The organism is Streptomyces sp. NBC_01481 (assembly GCF_026339995.1).
Classification (GTDB): domain Bacteria; phylum Actinomycetota; class Actinomycetes; order Streptomycetales; family Streptomycetaceae; genus Streptomyces.
In genome coordinates, this window is record NZ_JAPEPT010000002.1 from 1,083,293 (window position 1) to 1,102,193 (window position 18,901).

Sequence of the window (18,901 nt, forward strand, 5' to 3'; positions counted from 1 at the left end):
TACGTGACTATTCGCCTGCACGACACCAGCGCCCGGCAGATCCGTGACTTCATCCCGCTCACGCCGGGCTGCGTCTCGATCTACCTGTGTGGCGCGACCGTGCAGGCCGCCCCGCACATCGGGCACGTCCGGTCGTATCTCAACTTCGACATCATGCGCCGCTGGTTCGTGTACCGCGGCTACGAGGTCACCTTCGTGCGCAACGTGACCGACATCGACGACAAGATCATCTGGAAGTCGGCGGAACAGAACCGCCCCTGGTGGTCGATCGGATACGAGAACGAGCGCGCCTTCAACGACGGCTACGACGCCCTCGGCTGCCTGCCGCCCACCTACGAACCGCGCGCCACCGGCCACATCACCGAGATGGTCGAGATGATGCGCGGCCTCATCGAGCGCGGACACGCCTACGAGGCCGACGGCAACGTCTACTTCGACGTGCGCTCCTTCCTCGGCTACCTGGAGCTGTCGAACCAGAACCTCGACGAGCTGCGCCAGCCGTCCGGCGAGGGCGAGACCGGCAAGCGCGACCAGCGCGACTTCGCCATGTGGAAGGCGGCCAAGCCCGGCGAGCCGAGCTGGGAGACCCCCTGGGGCCGCGGCCGGCCCGGCTGGCACCTGGAGTGCTCGGCGATGGCCCACAAGTACCTCGGCGAGGCCTTCGACATCCACGGCGGCGGGATCGACCTGATCTTCCCGCACCACGAGAACGAGATCGCCCAGGCCAAGGGCTTCGGCGACGAATTCGCCAGGTACTGGGTGCACAACGCCTGGGTCACCCTGAGCGGCGAGAAGATGTCCAAGTCGCTCGGCAACTCGGTGCTCGTCTCCGAGATGGTCAAGCAGTGGCGTCCCATCGTGCTGCGCTACTACCTCGGTACGCCGCACTACCGCTCGATGATCGAGTACAGCGAGGAAGCCCTGCGCGAGGCCGAGTCCGCCTTCGCGCGTATCGAGGGCTTCATCCAGCGCGTGGTCGAGAAGGCGGGGGGAGTCGTCGAGCCCGCGCCCGAGGTGCCGCTCGCCTTCGCCGAGGCGATGGACGACGACCTGGGCGTCCCGCAGGCGCTCGCCATCGTCCACACCACGGTCCGCCAGGGCAACTCCGCACTGGCCGCCGACGACAAGGAAGCCGCGGTCGCCCGCCTCGCCGAGCTGCGGGCCATGCTCGGCGTCCTCGGCCTGGACCCGCTCGACCCGCACTGGGCGGGCGAGGCCGACCGCGGCGAAGACCTCCACGGCGTCGTCGACACCCTCGTCAGGCTGGTGCTCCAGCAGCGCGAGGCGGCCCGGGGCCGCAAGGACTGGGCGACAGCCGACGCGATCCGCGACCAGCTGCAGCAGTCCGGGCTTGTTGTCGAGGACGGTCCGGACGGGCCGCGCTGGACGCTCGGACCGCGCTGACCGGCCACAATGTGCCGCCCGGGCTCCCGGGCGGCACACTTTCTTACGTACGTACGCATTCGAAAGCTTCAGGAAACAGGTAGTCATGGCCGGGAACAGCCAGCGCAGGAACCGCCGCACGTCCAACAAGAAGGGCGCGCAGGTCGGCAGCGGTGGCCAGCGACGCCGCGGACTCGAGGGCAAGGGCCCGACGCCGCCCGCGGCCGCCCGCAAGGGCCACAAGAAGAACCGCGTCGCCAACGCCCAGGCCAAGAAGACCGCCGCCCGCCGCCCCGTCGCCCGCCGCGGCGGCAAGGGCACCTCCGAGATGGTCGTCGGCCGTAACCCGGTCTTCGAGGCGCTGCGCGACGGCGTGCCCGCGACGACGCTGTACGTCCAGCAGTTCATCGACAACGACGAGCGGGTGCGCGAGGCGCTCCAGCTCGCCGGGCAGCGCGGCAACATTCACCTGATGGAGGCGCCGCGCCCGGAGCTCGACCGGATGACCAACGGCCTCAACCACCAGGGCCTCGTCCTCCAGGTCCCGCCGTACGAGTACGCGCACCCCGAGGACCTCGCGGCAGCCGCCTTCGACGAGGGCGAGGACCCGCTGATCGTCGCGCTCGACGGCGTGACCGACCCGCGCAACCTGGGTGCCGTCGTCCGCTCCGTCTCCGCGTTCGGCGGCCACGGCGTGGTCGTGCCCGAGCGCCGGGCCGCGGGCATGACGGCCGGCGCCTGGAAGACCTCCGCGGGCACGGCGGCCCGCACCCCGGTCGCGCGTGCGACCAACCTGACCCGCGCCCTGGAGTCGTACCAGAAGGCGGGCCTCACCGTCGTCGGCCTGGCCGCGGACGGCGACCACGAGGTCGGCGACCTCGAAGCGCTCGGCGGCCCGCTCGTCATCGTCGTCGGCAGCGAGGGCAAGGGCCTGTCCCGCCTGGTCGGCGAGACCTGCGACTACCTGGTCCGCATCCCGATGCCGGGCGGCGCGGAGTCGCTGAACGCGGGTGTCGCGGCGGGTGTGGTGCTGTACGAGGCGTCCAAGCGCCGCGTCTGATCCGGACGGACCCGGGGGCCCGGCAGGCCCCCGGGCGGAGCCTTCAGCCCGCCACGCCCGCGAGCCTCGCGCGGCTGAGGGCCACGATGGTGAACGCATCCGTGATCCGGCCGTCGCCCACCATCTCCTCCGCCTGAGCGAAGGACACAGTGAGCGTCCGCCGTATGCCCTCACCCAGGGCAAGCGCGCCGATCGCGTCGATCCGGGCCGCGTAGAGCAGGACACGGTCGCCCACTGCCCCCGAGTCCGGGTGGACCGCACCCAGCGGGATCAGCTCACGGACATCCGCGCCGATCTCCTCCCGCAGCTCCTTCGCGGCGTTCTGCTCACCGGCCAGCCCCGGCGTCCCGAAACCGCGCGGCACCTCCCACAGCCACGAGCGTGTTGCGTGCCGGAAGTGCTCGACCAGCACCACCTCGCCGTCGAGCAGCGGGAGCACCACACAGCCCGGCTCCGCGGTGGTGCCGATCGAGCGGATGTATGTACCGGTCCTGCCGTCCGGGAACCTGACCGGATCGCGGAGGACCATCACGTACGGGTCCTCGTACACCACCCCTCCCGCCGCCGCGACCGACTCCGGATCGCTCAGGATCTCGATGCCGCCGGGCGGATTGACGAAGAGCTCGGGGCGCTCGGTGCGCAGCCGGTCGTACGTGTTCATGCTGGTCCTTCTTGGTTCTGTCCGGTCGATCAGGCCGGATCAGTGAGCGGCCCGCCGCGGAGCGGCTGATGTCACTGTGGTGCGTGCGATCGCAGGCCGGAGGATGGGGGTCCCCCCGCCGAAGGCAGGGGGAGAGCCGACGCGGAGCGTCGGCGACTGACGCAACGCGGCATGGGGGCACCTCCCGTGCCCGAAGGGCTACGGGGGAGTGCGTGCCAGGGCACGCGAGCCCGGCAAGATCGGCCGGACAGAACCTAAGGGGCGTCGGGGATCTGCTGGTCGGCCTGGTTCCTGCGCGGCAGGGCGTCGATTTCCGTGATCCGCTCGCCGTACGCGCCGAGCAGCGCTTCCCAGTCCCGCTTCACACTGCCCAGCCTGAGCGTGGGAAATGTCACGCTGTGTCCGAGCCCGCTGCGCAGAGCGCTGCCCCCGTCCGTGAAGACCAGCCGGACGACCAGGGCGCCGAGGCCCGCGCTCGCCAGCTGGACCGAGCCCGACAGCAACGACACTCCGTCGCCCGCGAGCTGGAGCGAGAGGCCGGCCGACTCGAGTACGAGGGCCATCCCGATCTCGCGCTGGAAACCTTTCTCCGAGCGGCCGAGCTTCCGCGCCTTGCGCAGCATCTTCGCGTGCAGCTCGGCGATTTCGGTGGTCGCGCCCGTGAACGCGTCGGAATCGGGGACACGTCCGTGCGCGAAGCCGCCCCGCACGAAACCGTTGAGCGCGTCGATGTAGGCGCGCCACTCCTCTTCGCGGCGCAGCGCGGTGATGTCGGAAAGGCCGAGAGCCGCATAGGAGTTGGGCCCGTCCACGGCCCGGTGCAGGGAGTCGGCGAAGACGTCGCGCAGCAGCCTGCCGAGCGCCTCCGGGTCGGCCACGGGCGACCGCTCGGCCTCACCGAGCTCCTGCAGGGCACTGCGCGCCGGCGAATCGGGCGGGGTCAGCGCGATCAGACCGCTCGCCTTGGGAACACCCACGCTGTACAGCAGGTCGATCAGCTGCTTCGCGGGGAGTACGTCCTCCCCCTCCCGGAGCAGCTGCTCGTGCGGCTCGGACCCCGGACGGCAGAGGAACTGCTGGTAGACGGCATTGCGGGTGATGTCCTTGTCCGGGTCCTGCTCGCCCGCCCAGTCGTAGATGTCCTTGAGGACTCCCTCCCGCAGCGCCCTGGCGCGCTCCTGCGAAATCCCTAAGTCCTTGGCGAGCTGCGGGATCTTCAGGCGGCGCAGCGTGGACAGGCTCGTCGAGAAGTAGTTGCTGACCTTCTCGGTCTCTTCCCTGTTGGTGTCGTCGTCCCAGTCGAAGCGGACGCAGGCGGGCTCCGCCTCGTCGGCGAGCAGCCGCCGCCACGACTGCTGTACCTGCCGGTCCTTGCTCCAGGCGGCCTCCTCGCCCGGATCCCGTTCCCGGTAGAGGTAGGGCACCAGGGCACGGTCGTTGAGCAGCCGGACGAAGGCCTCGCGCTCGGCGGGTTCGATGCCGGGGCGGTAGTTGCGGTAGAGCGCTTCGTTGTTGAGGAAATACGCGCGATTGACCACGAGCGTCCCGCTGTTGACGAGCGAGCGGCGCAGCTCGGCGGAGGCGGCGTCAACGGCCTCGGAAGTACTGCCCTTTGTGGCGTGGGGTCGTTGCTGAGCGGCGGCGAGATCCGGTGGCAGCCACTGGTTGTCCAGGGCTTGCGCCATCACGGGGTAGTCGGTGAGGTCCCCGAAGGTCAGTTGATTGCTTGCCCGTGCGGACTCGGCCCGGTCGGTCACTGGTGATCTCCCTCTGAGGCGACGGATTCACATTCTTCTGCCAACTGCGGTGATCGTCATACGAATTGGCGCATCGGCCACGAACGGGCCACGCCGACCGCAATGATCTTGACGGAAAGGACCTTGACGGGTCTCGGACAGATAGGGGCCTTCGGGGCAGTGTCCTAAAGACAGGTCACTCGGTTAGATGAGTGTGGACACCAGAACGCCCCGGCCCGGGTTCGATGATCAGCCTGCGCTGAGCATGGTCAAGGTGGACTGCGATCCCGCGCAGGTCATCGTGAACCACGCCAGCTTCCGGGTGCGGCTCGCCCAGAGCCCGCGCCCCGCACGTGCCCTGGCGGACACCGCACGGATCCCCGTCGCCGGCGCGGCGGGGCGGCGACGGGCGCCCGTCGTGTGGAGCGGCAGGTCGGCGCCGGGGGACGTCGGCGCGACCGGTCTGCTCCAGGCCGTGCGCAACTCCACCGCGGAGCGCGACGCCTTCGGTACCGACGCCTTCGACACGGGCGCGCTCGACTCCGGTGGCTACGACTCCGGCGGCTTCGACCGCGGAGCGTACGACTCCGGCGCGACGCAGGTCATCCCACGGATCGACCTCGCCGCCGGCCGTGCCACCGAGACCGCGCACACGCCCGTCGTGGGCGGACCCGGGTCCGGCGGCTCCGGCAGGCCGCTGCTGCCCCCCATGCGCAAGGCTGTCGGCGCGTACGACTCGTACCAGCCCTACGGCCAGGAGCCGTACGAGGACGAGGAGTTCGAGGCCGGCAGGCGCGGCGAGAGCTCCGTACAACGGCACGGCGCAGACGCCGTGCGGCACGCTTACTACCCCGGGCGGCGCATGAACCTCGGCGTGGTGCTGCTGCCCATGCGGGTGTTCCTCGGCTTCATCTCCATCTACGCCGGAATGGGCAAGCTCTGCGACCCCGTCTACTTCGACGGCGGCGAACGCGGCTCGATGGTGAAGTGGCTCCACTCCCTCAACCCGTGGGGCCTCGCCGAACCGCTGCGCGACTTCGCGCTGTCCCACCCCGTCGGGGCGGGCCTCACCGTCGCCTTCCTCCAGGTCGTCGTCGGCGTCCTGACCGTGCTGGGACTGTGGCAGCGGGTCGCGGCGGTCATCGGCGCGCTGCTGTCGGCGGCGCTGATCCTCACCGTGAGCTGGAAGACCGTTCCGGCGTACGACGCGCCCGACATCATCTACCTCGCCGCCTGGTCCCCGCTGATCATCGCGGGCGCCCCCGTCTACTCCGTCGACGGACGGCTCGCCGGAGAGGCCTGGCGCAAGCTCGGGCCGCGCTCCGAACTGTGGGAACTGCGCCGGCGCGTACTGCGGCGCGGCACCGTCGTCGCCTCCGTCGTGGTCGGCCTCACCCTGCTGATCGGCTCCGTGCTCGGCGGGGCGGTGCGCTCCTCCGACATGGTGACCGTGCCGGGGCCCAACCAGGACCCGACCAACCACCTTCCCGGATCCCCGCTGCCGCAGGAGTCCAGCGGCGAGCGCAGCTCCTCCGGCACCCGCGGCGGCGACGGCACGCCGTCACCGTCCGAGAGCAGCACCCCCAGGGCCGAGAAGGCGACCCCCTCCAAGGAGGCCGTCCGCGAGACCGGCACGATCGGCGATCAGCCGAGCCAGACGCAGGGCACGGGACAGCAGCCGCCGGGACAGTCCGAGCCCGTGGAGCCGCCGTCCAGCAGCTCCGGTCCCTCGTCCAGCGGCGGCACCGGCACGGGCAGCGGCGGAGGCTCCGGCAGCGGGGACGGTTCCGGTGGGGGCAGCGTCAGCGGCGGCAGCTCCGGAGGCTCGGGCGGTTCTGGCACCTCGGGCGGCTCCGGCGGCGGCCGAGTGATCGGCGGACTGCTCGGCTGAGTCCGCGTAGCCGAGTCTGCGTAACTGAGTCCGCGTAACTGAGTCCGCGTACGACGAAAGGGGCGGCCACCGTGACCACGGTGGCCGCCCCTTCGGTGTGATCCCTCAACGCGCCTGCCCGGCAAGCTCCTTGGCTGCCTCAGTCAGGTCCTTGGCGGTGTCGATCGCCCGCCAGTACGCGCCCTGAGGCAGCGGGAAACCGGCCAGACGGCGATCACGCGCGAGACGGGGGAAGGTAGTGCGCTCATGGTCGCCCTTGTCGGGCAGCAGCGCTGTGAAGGCCGCGGAGAAGACGTACACACCCGCGTTGATGAGATACGGCGACGGCGGGGACTCGACGAAGTCCGTGATGTGCCCGAAGGTGTCCGTCTCGACCGCTCCCCAGGGGATCCGGGGGCGGGCGAGCGCGAGCGTGGCGATCGCGTCCCGCTCGCCGTGGAAGGCGGCCATCTCGCGCAGCGAGAAGCGGGTCCAGATGTCGCCGTTGGTGGCGTACCAGGGCTGGTCCGGATGCGGGAGATGGGCGGCGGCGTACTTGAGGCCGCCGCCCCGGCCCAGCGGCTCCGTCTCGACGACCGTGGTCACCCGCAGCGGCAGATCGGCGCTCTCCAGCCACTGCTGGAGAACCTCGGCGAGATGACCGCAGGAGACGACGGCGTCGGTGACGCCCTCGGCGGCGAGCCAGGCAAGCTGATGGCCGATGATCGGGGTCCCGGTCCCCGGGATCTCGACCATCGGCTTGGGGCGGTCATCGGTGTACGGGCGCAGCCGCGAGCCCTGGCCGCCCGCCAGGACCACGGCCTGCGTCGGATACGTAGGCGTATGCATGCCGTGAACGATATGCGGCGAGGGGGAGGAGGTGTCACACCCCTCGCCCCGCGGTCACCTCCCCTGGGTCTGCTGGGCGACGCCGCTCGCGAAGGAGATGTCGCACACGGGGCGGGAGAAGGTCAGCGCGCGCGTGGGGCCGTACTTCTCGACGGCGGCGCGGCCGAGCGCGCGGGCGAGCGACATGCAGTGCCGGGCGAGCGAGGGGCGCTCCTCGACCGTGCGCTGCAGGTGGGTGAGGGCGGAGCTCGCGCCCTTCTCCTGAAGCTCGGTGAGGAGGCGGTCGCGCAGAAGGTCCTGCGGAGCGCGCGACTTGGCGCGTACGGAGACGTTCTCCGAGGACGCGGTGAGCATCTGCGACTCGGTGTTGTGCCCTGCCCACGGGACGCTGGTGACCGCGAGGGTTCCGGAAAGCACCAGGACGACGGGCAGAACGAGAGCGAGAGTGCGGCCGATTCGGCGGGCTGTGTGGGTCACGCGAGCGAGCGTAGCGGTCAGTAATGATTTGGCGACATTTAGTCACTCGGGCGGGGGATGGTTCGAAGCTGCTTTTCGAATCCGGCGTTGACGTACGGGCTCGAAAGGTCATGGAATCACCGAAGTGTCAGGGTGTGGCGGGGTGTGCCGGGGTGTGCCGGGGTATTTGTCGACATACGAGAACGGCCCCGCACCGAAATGCGGGGCCGTTCTGCCGAGTTGGGTTCTGCCGGGCCGGCAGGGGATCAGTCGCTGAGACGCTCACCCGTCGAGGTCGAGAACACGTGGATCTCACCCGGACGCGGCACGACATGCAGCTCGGCACCCTTGTCCGGCACGGAACGCCCGCCGACCCGCACGACCAGGTCCTTGTGCTCGCCGCCGACCTGGGCGGAGCCGTAGACGTAGCCGTCGGCGCCGAGCTCCTCGACGACGTTCACGGACACGGCGAGACCGGCCGGGGCGTCCTCGGTGTCCTTGGAAAGAGACTTGGCCGCCGAGCCGTTGAGCTCGACCACGTCGAAGTGCTCGGGACGGACGCCGACCGTGACCGTACGGTCGCCCTTGTCCGCGGCGGCGGACAGCGCCTCACGCGAGATCGGGACGACGCTGTTGCCGAACTTCACACCGCCGTCGGTGATCGGGACCTCGACCAGGTTCATGGCCGGGGAGCCGATGAAGCCGGCGACGAAGAGATTGGCCGGGCGGTCGTACATGCTGCGCGGCGAGTCGACCTGCTGCAGCAGACCGTCCTTGAGGACAGCGACACGGTCACCCATGGTCATGGCCTCGACCTGGTCGTGCGTGACGTACACCGTGGTGATGCCCAGACGGCGCTGGAGGCTGGCGATCTGTGTACGCGTCGAGACACGCAGCTTGGCGTCGAGGTTCGACAGCGGCTCGTCCATGAGGAAGACCTGCGGCTCCCGCACGATGGCCCGCCCCATGGCGACACGCTGCCGCTGACCACCGGAGAGCGCCTTGGGCTTGCGGTCGAGGTAATCGGAGAGGTCGAGGATCTTGGCGGCCTCTTCGACCTTCTTGCGGATGTCGCTCTTGTTGACGCCGGCGATCTTGAGGGCGAAGCCCATGTTGTCGGCGACGGACATGTGCGGGTAGAGCGCGTAGTTCTGGAACACCATGGCGATGTCCCGGTCCTTGGGCGGCAGGTGCGTGACGTCGCGGTCACCGATGCGGATGGATCCGGCGTTGACGTCCTCGAGACCGGCGAGCATGCGCAGGGAGGTCGACTTCCCGCAGCCGGAGGGACCGACGAGGACGAGGAATTCGCCGTCCTGCGTCTCGATCTCGAGCTGATCGACGGCGGGCTTGTCGGTGCCCGGATAGATCCGGGTCGCCTTGTCGAACGTGACAGTGGCCATGGTGATGTTCTCCTTCACCGGCAGGAACGTGCCGGACGATCCGAGTAAGGGAGTGGTGTAGTCCACCTGTGGTGAACCTTCCGTGACGCTACCTGGCGTTGTCCGATCTGTCAGTAGCGGGACGGTGAGGAAATTTTCGACCGGGACGGGTGACCGGTCCGGTTAGACTGCTCGAACGCGCCTCCTTAGCTCAGCTGGCCAGAGCAACGCACTTGTAATGCGTAGGTCGTCGGTTCGAATCCGACAGGGGGCTCTCCTGCGACACGCCGGCCCGGACCCATCAGGTCCGGGCCACTCGCCCTGCCCGTTCCAGCAGCGCCGGGGGCAAGGGCTCTGAAGAGTGATCCCCGTGCGGTTCGGGGTGTTATGTCCTGATTCGCTGGCCTCGCTCGCCCATCGTGCGGGCATGAGACGCACACGCATGACGACGCTGCTCTGCGTCGCGACGCTCATCGCCGCGAGTACCCAGTTCACGGTCTCCGCCTCCGCCATGGACGGGCACGGGAAGAGCCGCCCGTGTGTCAGCTCCCCGCCGCCCAGGGGCGGCCCGGCCCGCGAGTGCTGCGGATCGCCGAGCAGGTCAAGAGCGAGCTGGATCTCAAGTCCGTGCTGCTGCGCGTCACCAGGGACGGCAGGGAGGTCATCACCGCCGCGCTCGGCGAGTCGATGACCGGCGTACCGGCCGAGCCCGGCATGCACTTCCGGGCCGGGTTTGTGGCGATCGCCCCCAGGCCATCGGCTCCGGTGAGCTGCTGTCCCGGAGCGCCTTCCGGGAGCAGCTGGATCCCGGCACGGTCGGCCTGGGGCCCTGAAAGCAGGGGCAAGCCCCAGGGGACGCCTTAGTGGCGGCCCGCGATGCGGTCCGCCAGCTGGGCGATGCGGTTCGTCTGGGTCGAGTGGGCCGTTGATTCGCGGCGGTCCGCGGTGCGGTAGGCCGCGTACATCGTCCGGACGCCCAGCCAGCGCAGGGGTTCCGGTTCCCATTTGCGGACCTTGTGGTTGACCCAGGGCAGCGTGGTGAGATCGGTGCCGCCCGATTGGCCCGAGTCCTGTTGGATCAGGTCGCGCAGGGTGCGGGCCGCGAGGTTGGTGGTGGCCACGCCCGAGCCGACGTAGCCGCCTGCCCAGCCGAGGCCGGTGGAGCGGTCCAGGGTGACGGTGGCGCACCAGTCGCGGGGGACTCCGAGGACGCCGGACCAGGCGTGGTCGATGCGGACGCCCGCGGTGGTGGGGAAGAAGCGGACCAGGATGTCGCGGAGGGCTTCGACGGTGGCGGGCTGGGTGCGGCCGTCGTTGTCGGTGCGGGAGCCGTAGCGGTAGGGGACGCCGCGGCCGCCGAGGGCGATCCGGTTGTCGGCGGTGCGCTGGGCGTACATGTAGGCGTGGGCCATGTCGCCGAGGGTTTCGCGGCCGTCCCAGCCGATGGTGTCCCAGACGGACTGGGGGAGGGGCTCGGTGGCGATCATGGAGGAGTTCATCGGGAGCCAGGAGCGCTTGTGGCCCTTGAGGTTCGCGGTGAAGCCTTCGGTGCAGCGCAGGATGTAGGGGGCGCGGACCGTGCCGTAGGGGGTCACCGCGTGCTTGGGCCTGATTTCGGTGACGGGCGTCGATTCGTGGATCGTGACGCCCAGGGCTTCGACGGCCGCCGCCAGGCCCTTGATCAGCTTGACCGGGTGCAGGCGGGCGCCGTGCGGGGTCCATGTGGAGGCCACGGCGCCGGTGACGCGGATGCGGTCGGCTGTTTCGCGGGCGCCGAGCAGGACGCGGTCCTTCTCGCCGAAGGCGATCTCGACGGCGTGGAAGTTCTTCAGGCGGGTCAACTGGGCGGGGGTGTGGGCGACTTCGAGTACCCCGCCCTTGTGGATGTCGGCGTCGATGTTCTCTTCGGCCGCGACGCGGATGACTTCGTCGACGGTGTCGTTCATCGCCTGCTGGAGGCGGACGGCGGCGTCGTGGCCGTGGAGTCTGGCGTACCGGTCGCGGCCGGCGATGCCGTTGTAGAGCCAGCCGCCGTTGCGGCCGGAGGCGCCGTAGCCGCAGAACTTGCCTTCGAGGACAGTGATGTTCAGGAAGGGGACGGCTTTCTTGAGGTAGTAGGCCGTCCACAGGCCGGTGTATCCGCCGCCGACGATGCAGACGTCCGCTGTGGCGTCGCCGGGGAGGGGTTCCCGGGGGACGGGGGTGCCTTCCTGTGCGTACCAGAACGATATGCCGCCGTTGACGGTGCTCGTACTGCTCGTGCTCATGATGCCCCTGCTGCTCAGCGTGAGTGCGTGTGGCGGGAGGGTACTCGCCCACCACTTCATCGTCGTACGCGGGACCGGTCGCCGCACTCGGCAGCAAGTGCCCATTGCCCGGAACTGCTGGCACGGCAGAGGGGCGGGCGGGCAGGCTGGCTTCATGATTCGTATCGCCACACCGGCCGACGTCCCTGAGATTCACCGTATGGTCCGCGAACTCGCCGAGTACGAGAAGGCCTTGGGCGAGGCCCGTGCGAGCGAGGAGCAGCTGGCCGAGGCGCTGTTCGGGGAGCGGCCCGCCGCTTTCGCGCACATCGCCGAGACGGACGACGGGGAGGTGGCGGGCTTCGCGCTGTGGTTCCTCAACTTCTCGACGTGGACCGGTGTGAGCGGTGTCTATCTGGAGGATCTGTACGTGCGTCCGGCGCTGCGCGGCGCCGGCCACGGCAAGGCGCTGCTGACGGAGCTGGCGCGGATCTGTGTGGAGCGCGGGTATCAGCGCCTGGAGTGGGCCGTACTGAACTGGAACACCCCGTCGATCAACTTCTACCGCTCGCTGGGCGCGAAGCCGCAGGACGAGTGGACGGTGTACCGGCTGACCGACGAGGCGCTGGCCTCGTTGGGCTCGTAGGCGATCGCGAGGCTCGGGACCAGGACGACGGCCGGCGGCGCTTGTCAGACGCGGGGGAAACGGGCCTGGATGCCCCACACCACGGGGTTGTCGGCGAGGCCCTCGTGCATGTCGGACAGGTCCGCGATCAGATCGTGCAGAAAGTCGCGGGCTTCGCGGCGCAGCTCGCCGTGGTTGAAGGTGAGCGGCGGCTCGTCGCCGGGCATCCAGTCGGCCTCCACGTCCACCCAGCCGAAGCGCCGCTCGAAGAGCATGCGGTCGGCCGACTCGGTGAAGTCGAGCTCGGCGTGCTGCGGTTTCGCGGCGCGGTTGCCGAGGGGGTCGCGGTCGAGCTGCTCGACGATGTCGCACAGGGCCCAGGCGAAGTCGAGGACCGGCACCCATCCCCAGGCTGTGGAGACCTCGCGGTCCTCTTTGGTGTCGGCGAGGTAGACGTCGCCGCAGAAGAGGTCGTGCCGCAGGGCCTGGACGTCCGCGCGGCGGTAGTCCGTCTGCGGGGGGTCGGGGAAGCGGCGGGAGAGGGAGTAGCCGATGTCGAGCACGGGTCGATGGTGTCACGGGCCGCGCGGGGTCACTGCCGCGCGGCCCGTGACCGGTGTCTACTTCACGTTGACCGCGGTCCAGGCGGCCGCGACCGCCGTGTACTCCGCGCTGCCCGCGCCGTACAGGTCGCTCGTCGCCTGCAGGGTCGCGGTGCGCGCGCCCGCGTAGTTGGTCGAGGAGGTCATGTACGTGGAGAGCGCCTTGTACCAGATCTTGTACGCCTTGACCCGGCCGATCCCGGTGACGGTGGAGCCGTCGTAGGTCGGGGAGTCGTAGCTGACGCCGTTGATCGTCTTGGCGCCGCTGCCCTCGGAGAGCAGGTAGAAGAAGTGGTTCGCCGGGCCGGAGGAGTAGTGCACGTCGAGCCGGCCGACGGTCCGTGACCAGTAGTCGGCGGAGTTGCCGTCGCGGCTCGGCTTGTCCATGTAGCGCAGCGGGGTGCCGTTGCCGCGGATGTCGATCTTCTCGCCGATGAGGTAGTCGCCGGCGTCCGTGGCGTTGGCCGCGTAGAACTCGACCGAGGTGCCGAAGATGTCGGAGGTGGCCTCGTTGAGGCCGCCGGACTCCTTGCTGTAGCGCAGGCCCGCGGTGGAGGCGGTCAGGCCGTGGCTCATCTCGTGGCCGGCCACGTCGAGCGAGGTGAGCGGCTTGAGATTGGCGGCGCCGTCCCCGTACGTCATGCAGAAGCACTGGTCGGACCAGAAGGCGTTGACGTAGGCGTTGCCGTAGTGGACGCGGGAGTAGGCGGCGACGCCGTCGCCCCTGATGCCGTTGCGGGACAGCTCGTTCTTGTAGAAGTCCCAGGTCACCGCGGCGCCGTAGTGGGCGTCGACGGCCGCGGTCTGGCGGTTGGTGGCGGCCCCGTCGCCCCAGGTGTCGTCGGGGTCGCTGAAGAGGGTGCCGGTGCCGTTGGTGGCGCCGTTCAGGTCGTACGTCTTGTGGCCGCCGCGGCCGGTGTCGGTCAGCGTGTACGAGGGCGCGGTGCCGAGGGTGACGGTGCCGCTGTACTGGCTGTGGCCGGTGCCGGTCTCGATGGCCTCGTACGCGTACAGCTCCTTGCCGGTGGCAGCGTCCGTGAGGACGTGCCGCTCGCTCGGGGTGCCGTCCTGCTGGACGCCGGTGACGACGGTCTCCCAGGCGAGGGCGGGCCTGCCGGTGGCGGCCCAGATCACCTTGCGGGCGGACGAGGCGGTCTCGGACTTCGCGTCGGAGGAGGCGAGGGCGGACTTCTTGGCGCTCGCGACGGATATGGCGGGGGCCGTACTGGCCACGGCTATCTTGGCGTTGGTGGCCTTGGTGGCGGTGCGGGCGCCGGACTTCTTCTCGTGGACGACGAGGTCGCCGCCGACGACGGGGAGTGAGTCGTAGGTGCGCTCGTAGCGCGTGTGCACGGTGCCGTCGGTGTCCTTGACGACGTCGCGGACGACGAGTTTCTCCTTGCCCCCGAGGCCGATGGCTCTGGCGGTGGTGGCCGCCTCGGCCTGGGCGTCCTTGAGCGTGGCGGTGCGCTGTGCGGCGGACAGTACGAGAGCGGTCGCGCCCTCTTCGCGGTCGGCCTCGGCGCTGGCCGAGCCGCTGGTGAGCGCGACGGCGACCATGGCGGCCGAGGCGATCAGCGCGGCGGTACGTGCGGTTCGCGCACGCGTGCGGGAGGGGGCGGTGTGGTGCGAGGACTGCAGGCGGGTCACGCGGGCTCCTTCGCCGGGTGGTGGGGGGCAGCGGCAGAGAGAGTGCCAGCGAAAGTCCGTTGTTGACAGGTCTGCAACACGAATTTGACCGTGAGTTGTTCGTCAGGCGTACAAGTGTGTCCGCTATGCGGTGTGTTGATGCGGAGGGTGGCTTACGTGGACGTGGGGGGCGGGCCGTGTGCGGGTCGCCGCCACAGGAGCCCTCGCGGCGCTTCGGGCACGGCGCGCGTACGGCAGCAGCGGCCGCGCTTCGCGCCCGGCGCGGCTACGGCAGCAGCCGTTGTTCCTTCGCCACCGAGACCGCGCCGGCCCTCGTGTCCACGCCCAACTTCGCGTAGATCCGCCCCAGATGCGTCTTCACCGTCGCCTCACTGATGAACAGCGCCCGCGCGATCTCCCGGTTGCCGAGCCCCCGCGCCAGCTGGCCGAGGATGTCCCGTTCCCGTTCCGTCAGGGATGGGCGGCCCGTGCCGCGCATGTGGTGCAGTACGCGGCTCGCGACCGGGGCCGAGAGCGCGGTGCGGCCCTGCGCCGCCGCGCGGATCGCCGCGAACAGCTCCTCGGGGCGTTCCGCCTTCAGCAGATAGCCGGTCGCGCCCGCCTCGATCGCGCGCGTGATGTCCGCGTCCGTGTCGTACGTCGTCAGCACCAGCACATGCACCTGGGGCGTCGCGATGCTCCGGGTCGCCTCGACTCCGTCGATGCCGGGCCCCAGCTGGAGGTCCATCAGCACCACATCAGGGGTCAGTTTCGCCGCCATCGCGACCGCTTCCTCGCCGCTGCCCGCCTCGCCGACGACCTCGATGTCCGGCTCGCTGCCGAGGAGGGCGAGGAGCCCGGCGCGTACGACGGCGTGGTCGTCGCAGAGCAGGATCCGTACCGCGGTCATGCGCGCTCCAGGGGAATCGCGGCGGACAGGACCGTGCCATCGCTCGGCGTCGACTCGACGGTCAGCGTGCCGCCCAGCTGCCGTACGCGGGCGCGCATCGCGGGCAGCCCGTGGCCCCGGTCACCGACAGGGGCGTCCGTACGGGCGCCGGACGGCTCGAAGCCGCGGCCGTCGTCGGCGATGTCCAGGACCACCTGGTCGTCCAGGTGGCTGAGGGTGAGCGCGGCGGTGGTGGCCGCCGCGTGCTCCCGTACGTTCGCCAGCGCGCCCTGCGCGATCCGCAGCAGCGCCGACTGGACCCGGTCGGGCAGTGGCACAGGCGTGCCGTCCCGGTGGAAGCGGACCTGGAGGGAGCCGGTGGACTCGCGCTCGGCGAGCGTACGCAGGGCCTCGTCCAGGCCGCCGCCCTCCGCCAGGTCCGCGGGCGCCAGATCGTGCACGAAGCGGCGCGCCTCGGCGAGGCTGCGCTCGGCGATCGACTCGGCCGTACGGACATGGCCGCGGGCGGCCGCCGGGTCACTGTCCCAGGTGCGTTCCGCGGCCTGGAGCAGCATCTGCTGGCTGGACAGGCTCTGCGCGAGGGTGTCGTGGATCTCCATGGAGAGCCGCTGGCGTTCGGCGAGCGTCCCCTCGCGCCGCTCGGTGGCGGCCAGCCGGTCGGCCTGGCGCCGCATGTAGATGAAGACGGTGGTGGCGAGGACGGCGACCGTCGGCGGCAGCAGAAAGAGATTGGGGTCCACGCTGTCCGCCAGGCGCCATTCGGCGATCATCACCAGCGCGCAGAGCACGGCGACGAGCGCGACGGCGGCGCGGATGGGCAGCGATCGCAGCCCGGTGTAGATGAGCGGTACGGCGCACCAGGCGAAGCTCGGCGCGAGGAGCACGATCACGACCCAGCAGGCCACGACGGAGCCGAGCAGCGCCAGCTGGAGGCGGCCTGGCCGCTGCCCGCCGAGCCGCAGCCGGTCGGCCCGGCGCCCGCCGAGCCAGTGGCCCGCGAGCTGGAGCGCGGCGAGGGTGATGCTCAGGCCGACGACCCACGGCAGCCGCGGACTCTCCGGGTGCTTGAAGAGATAGCGCAGCAGAGATCCGGCGAGCAGGGCGAGGAAGGCGGTGTTCATCACCGTCACCAGCCGGCGGGCATCGGGATCCCGGGTCTGCGGATCCAGGATCGCGCGATCACCGCCGGTGGCGGACGGTGCGTGGGACATCGGGCTCTCCTGCGGGCGGCGCTGCGTGTGCTCTGTGACCTGGGGCTTGTTCTGCATCGTGACCCGGCGGGACCACCGCCGCATCAGCCGATCGGCTGACCCGGCCGTCGTCCATCATGCCTGCGCTCAGCAGCCGGTACGCCGACCGCGGTGCCCCGGACCGGACCCGAGGATCGAGTAAGACCCAGCCCCGAGTAAGACCCAGCCCCGAGTAAGACCCAGCCCCGAGTAAGACCCGGCCCAGAGCCCGAGGAGCCCCACGACCATGAAGAAGCTGTCCCTGCGTGCCCGTGTCCTGACCGGAGCCGTCGCCGCGGCCGCCCTGGGTGCGGGCACCTTCGGCGCCGTGTCCGCGAACGCGTCCGCTCCCGCCGCCGAGTCGCTCGCCGCCGTCCGGGCCGATGCGGCCGACCGCAACCTCCAGCAGTCCACCCACCTGACGGTCGCGGCGGCGACCCAGGCCGCCCGGGCGGCGCTGGAGGCTGCCGAGAAGGACAACCAGCGCGTCTCCGTCGCCGTCGTCGACCGCAACGGCACCACCGTCGTCACCCTGCGCGGCGACGGCGCAGGCCCTCAGTCGTACGAGTCGGCACAGCGCAAGGCCTTCACCGCCGTCTCCTGGAACGCCCCCACCTCCGAGCTCGTCAAGCGCCTGGAGCAGGCCCCGAACCTGAAGGACATCCCCGGCACGCTCTTCCTCGCGGGCGGCGCACCGGTGCGGTCCCAGGGCGCCCCGATCGCGGGCATCGGCGTGGCGGGCGCGCCCAGTGGCGCCCTGGACGAGCAGTACGCAGCGGCGGGTGTCGCGGCGCTCAACAAGTAAGCCGTACCTGCTGATTCGCTCCCCGAGCGCATACCCCGCATAGGATCAACTGCGTGGATATGCGAACTCTCGTACGCACCCTGACGCCCGCCGTCGCGCTGCTCCTGCTCACGGGCTGCACCGACGGCGGCGCGGGTGTGCACGGCAAGCCGGGCTCCGCGGGTGTGCGCGATCCGCTCTTCCGCGGGCTCGGCAACGGCGGGTACGACGTCCAGCACTACGCCCTGACCCTCGCCTACGACCCGGACACGAACCACCTCAAGGGCACCGCCGAGATCACCGCCCGCGCCACCCAGGACCTGAGCGCCTTCAACCTCGACCTCCACGGGCTGAAGGTCGACCGCGCCACGGTCGACGGCAAGGAGGCGGCCGCCAACCGGGCGGGCGACGAGCTGACGCTGCGCCCTCACCGCGACATCGACAAGGGCAAGACCTTCCGTACGGTCGTCAGCTACTCCGGCGAACCGCAGACGATCATCGACGAGGACGAAGAGAAGTCGAAGGAAGGGTGGCTGGAGACCGAGGGCGGCGCGCTCGCGGTCGGCGAGCCCAGCGGCTCGATGGCCTGGTTCCCGAGCAACAACCACCCGAGCGACAAGGCCACGTACGACATCACGGTCACCGTGCCCAAGGGGCTGCAGGCGATCTCCAACGGTGAGTTGATGAAGACGGTCACGACGGGCGGGCGCACCACCTACGCCTGGAAGTCCAGGCAACCGATGGCCAGTTACCTCGCCATGCTCGCCATCGGCGACTACAAGACGACGCCGTCCCGCACCTCCAGCGGCGTGCCGGTCCTTACCGTCGTCGACCCGGCCGTGGGGACGAAACGTGCACAGCTGATCGCGCAGGTCCCCGAGATCGTGGAGTGGGGCGAGGAGTACTTCGGGCGGTACCCCTTCTCGTCCGCCGGCGTGATCGTCGTGCCGGACGATGACATCGGTTATGCCCTGGAGACCCAGACCAAGCCCGTGATCCCGGTGGATGACCTCCCGGAGACGCTCGTGCACGAGATCGCCCACCAGTGGTTCGGCAATTCCGTGACGCCCAAGTCCTGGAAGGACATGTGGCTCAACGAAGGCTTTGCCGTCTACGCGGAGTGGATCTGGAAAGCGGACTCCCAGGACAAGCCCGCCCAGGAGAGCTTCGACGAGGAATTCGACGTGGAGGACAACTGGGCGTTCCCGCCCGCCGATCCGCCGTCCGCGGCGAAAGTCTCCGACGAGCCGGTGTACTACCGCGGCGCGATGGTCCTGCACAAGATCCGTCAGGCGGTCGGCGAGGACCCGTTCTTCGAGATCGTGAAGGGCTGGGCGGCGGAGTACCGCCACTCCAACGCCTCCACCGCCGACTTCACCGCCTACGTCGAGAAGAAGTCCGGCAAGGACCTCACCGAGCTCTGGGACACCTGGCTTTACGGAAAGGACAAGCCCGACACCCCGTAGTGTCCCGGTTCCT

The 18,901-nt window shown here is 70.2% G+C and carries 17 protein-coding genes and 1 tRNA gene; 8 read left to right on the forward strand and 10 right to left on the reverse strand.

Going from position 1 to position 18,901, the window contains the following annotated elements; translation table 11 throughout:
- Positions 1-3: 3 nt before the first annotated feature.
- Both cysS and rlmB read left to right on the forward strand, forming a co-directional pair.
- Complete coding sequence (cysS, locus tag OOK40_RS15645) at positions 4-1,404, forward strand: cysteine--tRNA ligase (protein WP_266481149.1); 1,401 nt, start codon at positions 4-6, stop codon at positions 1,402-1,404.
- Between the two features lie 85 nt (positions 1,405-1,489).
- Positions 1,490-2,443 carry a 23S rRNA (guanosine(2251)-2'-O)-methyltransferase RlmB gene (rlmB, locus tag OOK40_RS15650; RefSeq protein ID WP_266481151.1) on the forward strand — a complete coding sequence of 318 codons (954 nt, stop codon included), beginning with the start codon at positions 1,490-1,492 and terminating at the stop codon, positions 2,441-2,443.
- Between the two features lie 43 nt (positions 2,444-2,486).
- On the opposite strand, the gene OOK40_RS15655 is transcribed toward rlmB, so the two are convergent.
- Positions 2,487-3,104: an NUDIX hydrolase gene (locus OOK40_RS15655; protein ID WP_266481153.1), complete on the reverse strand. Its 618-nt coding sequence runs from the start codon at positions 3,102-3,104 to the stop codon at positions 2,487-2,489.
- Between the two features lie 254 nt (positions 3,105-3,358).
- Complete coding sequence (locus OOK40_RS15660) at positions 3,359-4,861, reverse strand: hypothetical protein (protein WP_266481155.1); 1,503 nt, start codon at positions 4,859-4,861, stop codon at positions 3,359-3,361.
- Between the two features lie 244 nt (positions 4,862-5,105).
- Here OOK40_RS15660 and OOK40_RS15665 point away from each other — a divergent pair, with 244 nt between their 5' ends.
- Positions 5,106-6,731 carry a DoxX family membrane protein gene (locus OOK40_RS15665; protein ID WP_266481158.1) on the forward strand — a complete coding sequence of 542 codons (1,626 nt, stop codon included), beginning with the start codon at positions 5,106-5,108 and terminating at the stop codon, positions 6,729-6,731.
- A gap of 105 nt (positions 6,732-6,836) precedes the next feature.
- Here the strand turns inward: OOK40_RS15665 and OOK40_RS15670 are convergent, their stop codons facing one another.
- The 3 genes from OOK40_RS15670 to OOK40_RS15680 form a co-directional block, all read right to left on the reverse strand.
- A complete protein-coding gene (locus OOK40_RS15670; RefSeq protein ID WP_266481160.1) occupies positions 6,837-7,559 on the reverse strand; it encodes a nucleotidyltransferase family protein in 723 nt (240 codons plus the stop codon).
- Between the two features lie 54 nt (positions 7,560-7,613).
- The gene (locus tag OOK40_RS15675) at positions 7,614-8,036 is read right to left on the reverse strand and encodes a hypothetical protein (protein ID WP_266481162.1); all 423 of its coding nucleotides are present in this window, start codon (positions 8,034-8,036) and stop codon (positions 7,614-7,616) included.
- 245 nt (positions 8,037-8,281) lie between these two features.
- Complete coding sequence (locus OOK40_RS15680; protein WP_266481761.1) at positions 8,282-9,418, reverse strand: ABC transporter ATP-binding protein; 1,137 nt, start codon at positions 9,416-9,418, stop codon at positions 8,282-8,284.
- A 179-nt stretch (positions 9,419-9,597) separates the two neighbouring features.
- Between OOK40_RS15680 and OOK40_RS15685 the strand changes: the two genes are divergently transcribed.
- Both OOK40_RS15685 and OOK40_RS15690 read left to right on the forward strand, forming a co-directional pair.
- Positions 9,598-9,671: transfer RNA gene (locus OOK40_RS15685), tRNA-Thr, on the forward strand.
- Positions 9,672-9,934: 263 nt separating this feature from the next.
- A complete protein-coding gene (locus OOK40_RS15690; RefSeq protein ID WP_266481165.1) occupies positions 9,935-10,261 on the forward strand; it encodes a hypothetical protein in 327 nt (108 codons plus the stop codon).
- On the opposite strand, the gene OOK40_RS15695 is transcribed toward OOK40_RS15690, so the two are convergent.
- Entirely contained in the window at positions 10,258-11,664 is a 1,407-nt protein-coding gene (locus tag OOK40_RS15695; RefSeq protein WP_266481167.1) for an FAD-binding oxidoreductase, read from the reverse strand. The genes OOK40_RS15690 and OOK40_RS15695 overlap by 4 nt on opposite strands.
- A 154-nt stretch (positions 11,665-11,818) precedes the next feature.
- Here OOK40_RS15695 and OOK40_RS15700 point away from each other — a divergent pair, with 154 nt between their 5' ends.
- Positions 11,819-12,289, forward strand: a complete 471-nt coding sequence (locus tag OOK40_RS15700; RefSeq protein ID WP_266481169.1) for a GNAT family N-acetyltransferase — start codon at positions 11,819-11,821, stop codon at positions 12,287-12,289.
- Between the two features lie 44 nt (positions 12,290-12,333).
- Here the strand turns inward: OOK40_RS15700 and OOK40_RS15705 are convergent, their stop codons facing one another.
- The 4 genes from OOK40_RS15705 to OOK40_RS15720 form a co-directional block, all read right to left on the reverse strand.
- Complete coding sequence (locus OOK40_RS15705) at positions 12,334-12,831, reverse strand: hypothetical protein (RefSeq protein ID WP_266481171.1); 498 nt, start codon at positions 12,829-12,831, stop codon at positions 12,334-12,336.
- Between the two features lie 57 nt (positions 12,832-12,888).
- Positions 12,889-14,430 carry a M4 family metallopeptidase gene (locus OOK40_RS15710; protein ID WP_266481764.1) on the reverse strand — a complete coding sequence of 514 codons (1,542 nt, stop codon included), beginning with the start codon at positions 14,428-14,430 and terminating at the stop codon, positions 12,889-12,891.
- 355 nt (positions 14,431-14,785) lie between these two features.
- A complete protein-coding gene (locus OOK40_RS15715; protein ID WP_266481173.1) occupies positions 14,786-15,409 on the reverse strand; it encodes a response regulator transcription factor in 624 nt (207 codons plus the stop codon).
- Positions 15,406-16,620 (reverse strand): sensor histidine kinase, encoded by a 1,215-nt coding sequence (locus tag OOK40_RS15720; RefSeq protein ID WP_266481175.1) that lies wholly within the window; start codon positions 16,618-16,620, stop codon positions 15,406-15,408. Before OOK40_RS15720 ends, OOK40_RS15715 begins: the two co-directional genes overlap by 4 nt.
- Before the next feature lie 265 nt (positions 16,621-16,885).
- Between OOK40_RS15720 and OOK40_RS15725 the strand changes: the two genes are divergently transcribed.
- Both OOK40_RS15725 and OOK40_RS15730 read left to right on the forward strand, forming a co-directional pair.
- Positions 16,886-17,443: a heme-binding protein gene (locus OOK40_RS15725; protein WP_266481177.1), complete on the forward strand. Its 558-nt coding sequence runs from the start codon at positions 16,886-16,888 to the stop codon at positions 17,441-17,443.
- 59 nt (positions 17,444-17,502) lie between these two features.
- Positions 17,503-18,888 carry a M1 family metallopeptidase gene (locus OOK40_RS15730; protein WP_266481767.1) on the forward strand — a complete coding sequence of 462 codons (1,386 nt, stop codon included), beginning with the start codon at positions 17,503-17,505 and terminating at the stop codon, positions 18,886-18,888.
- The last annotated feature ends 13 nt before the right edge of the window (positions 18,889-18,901 follow it).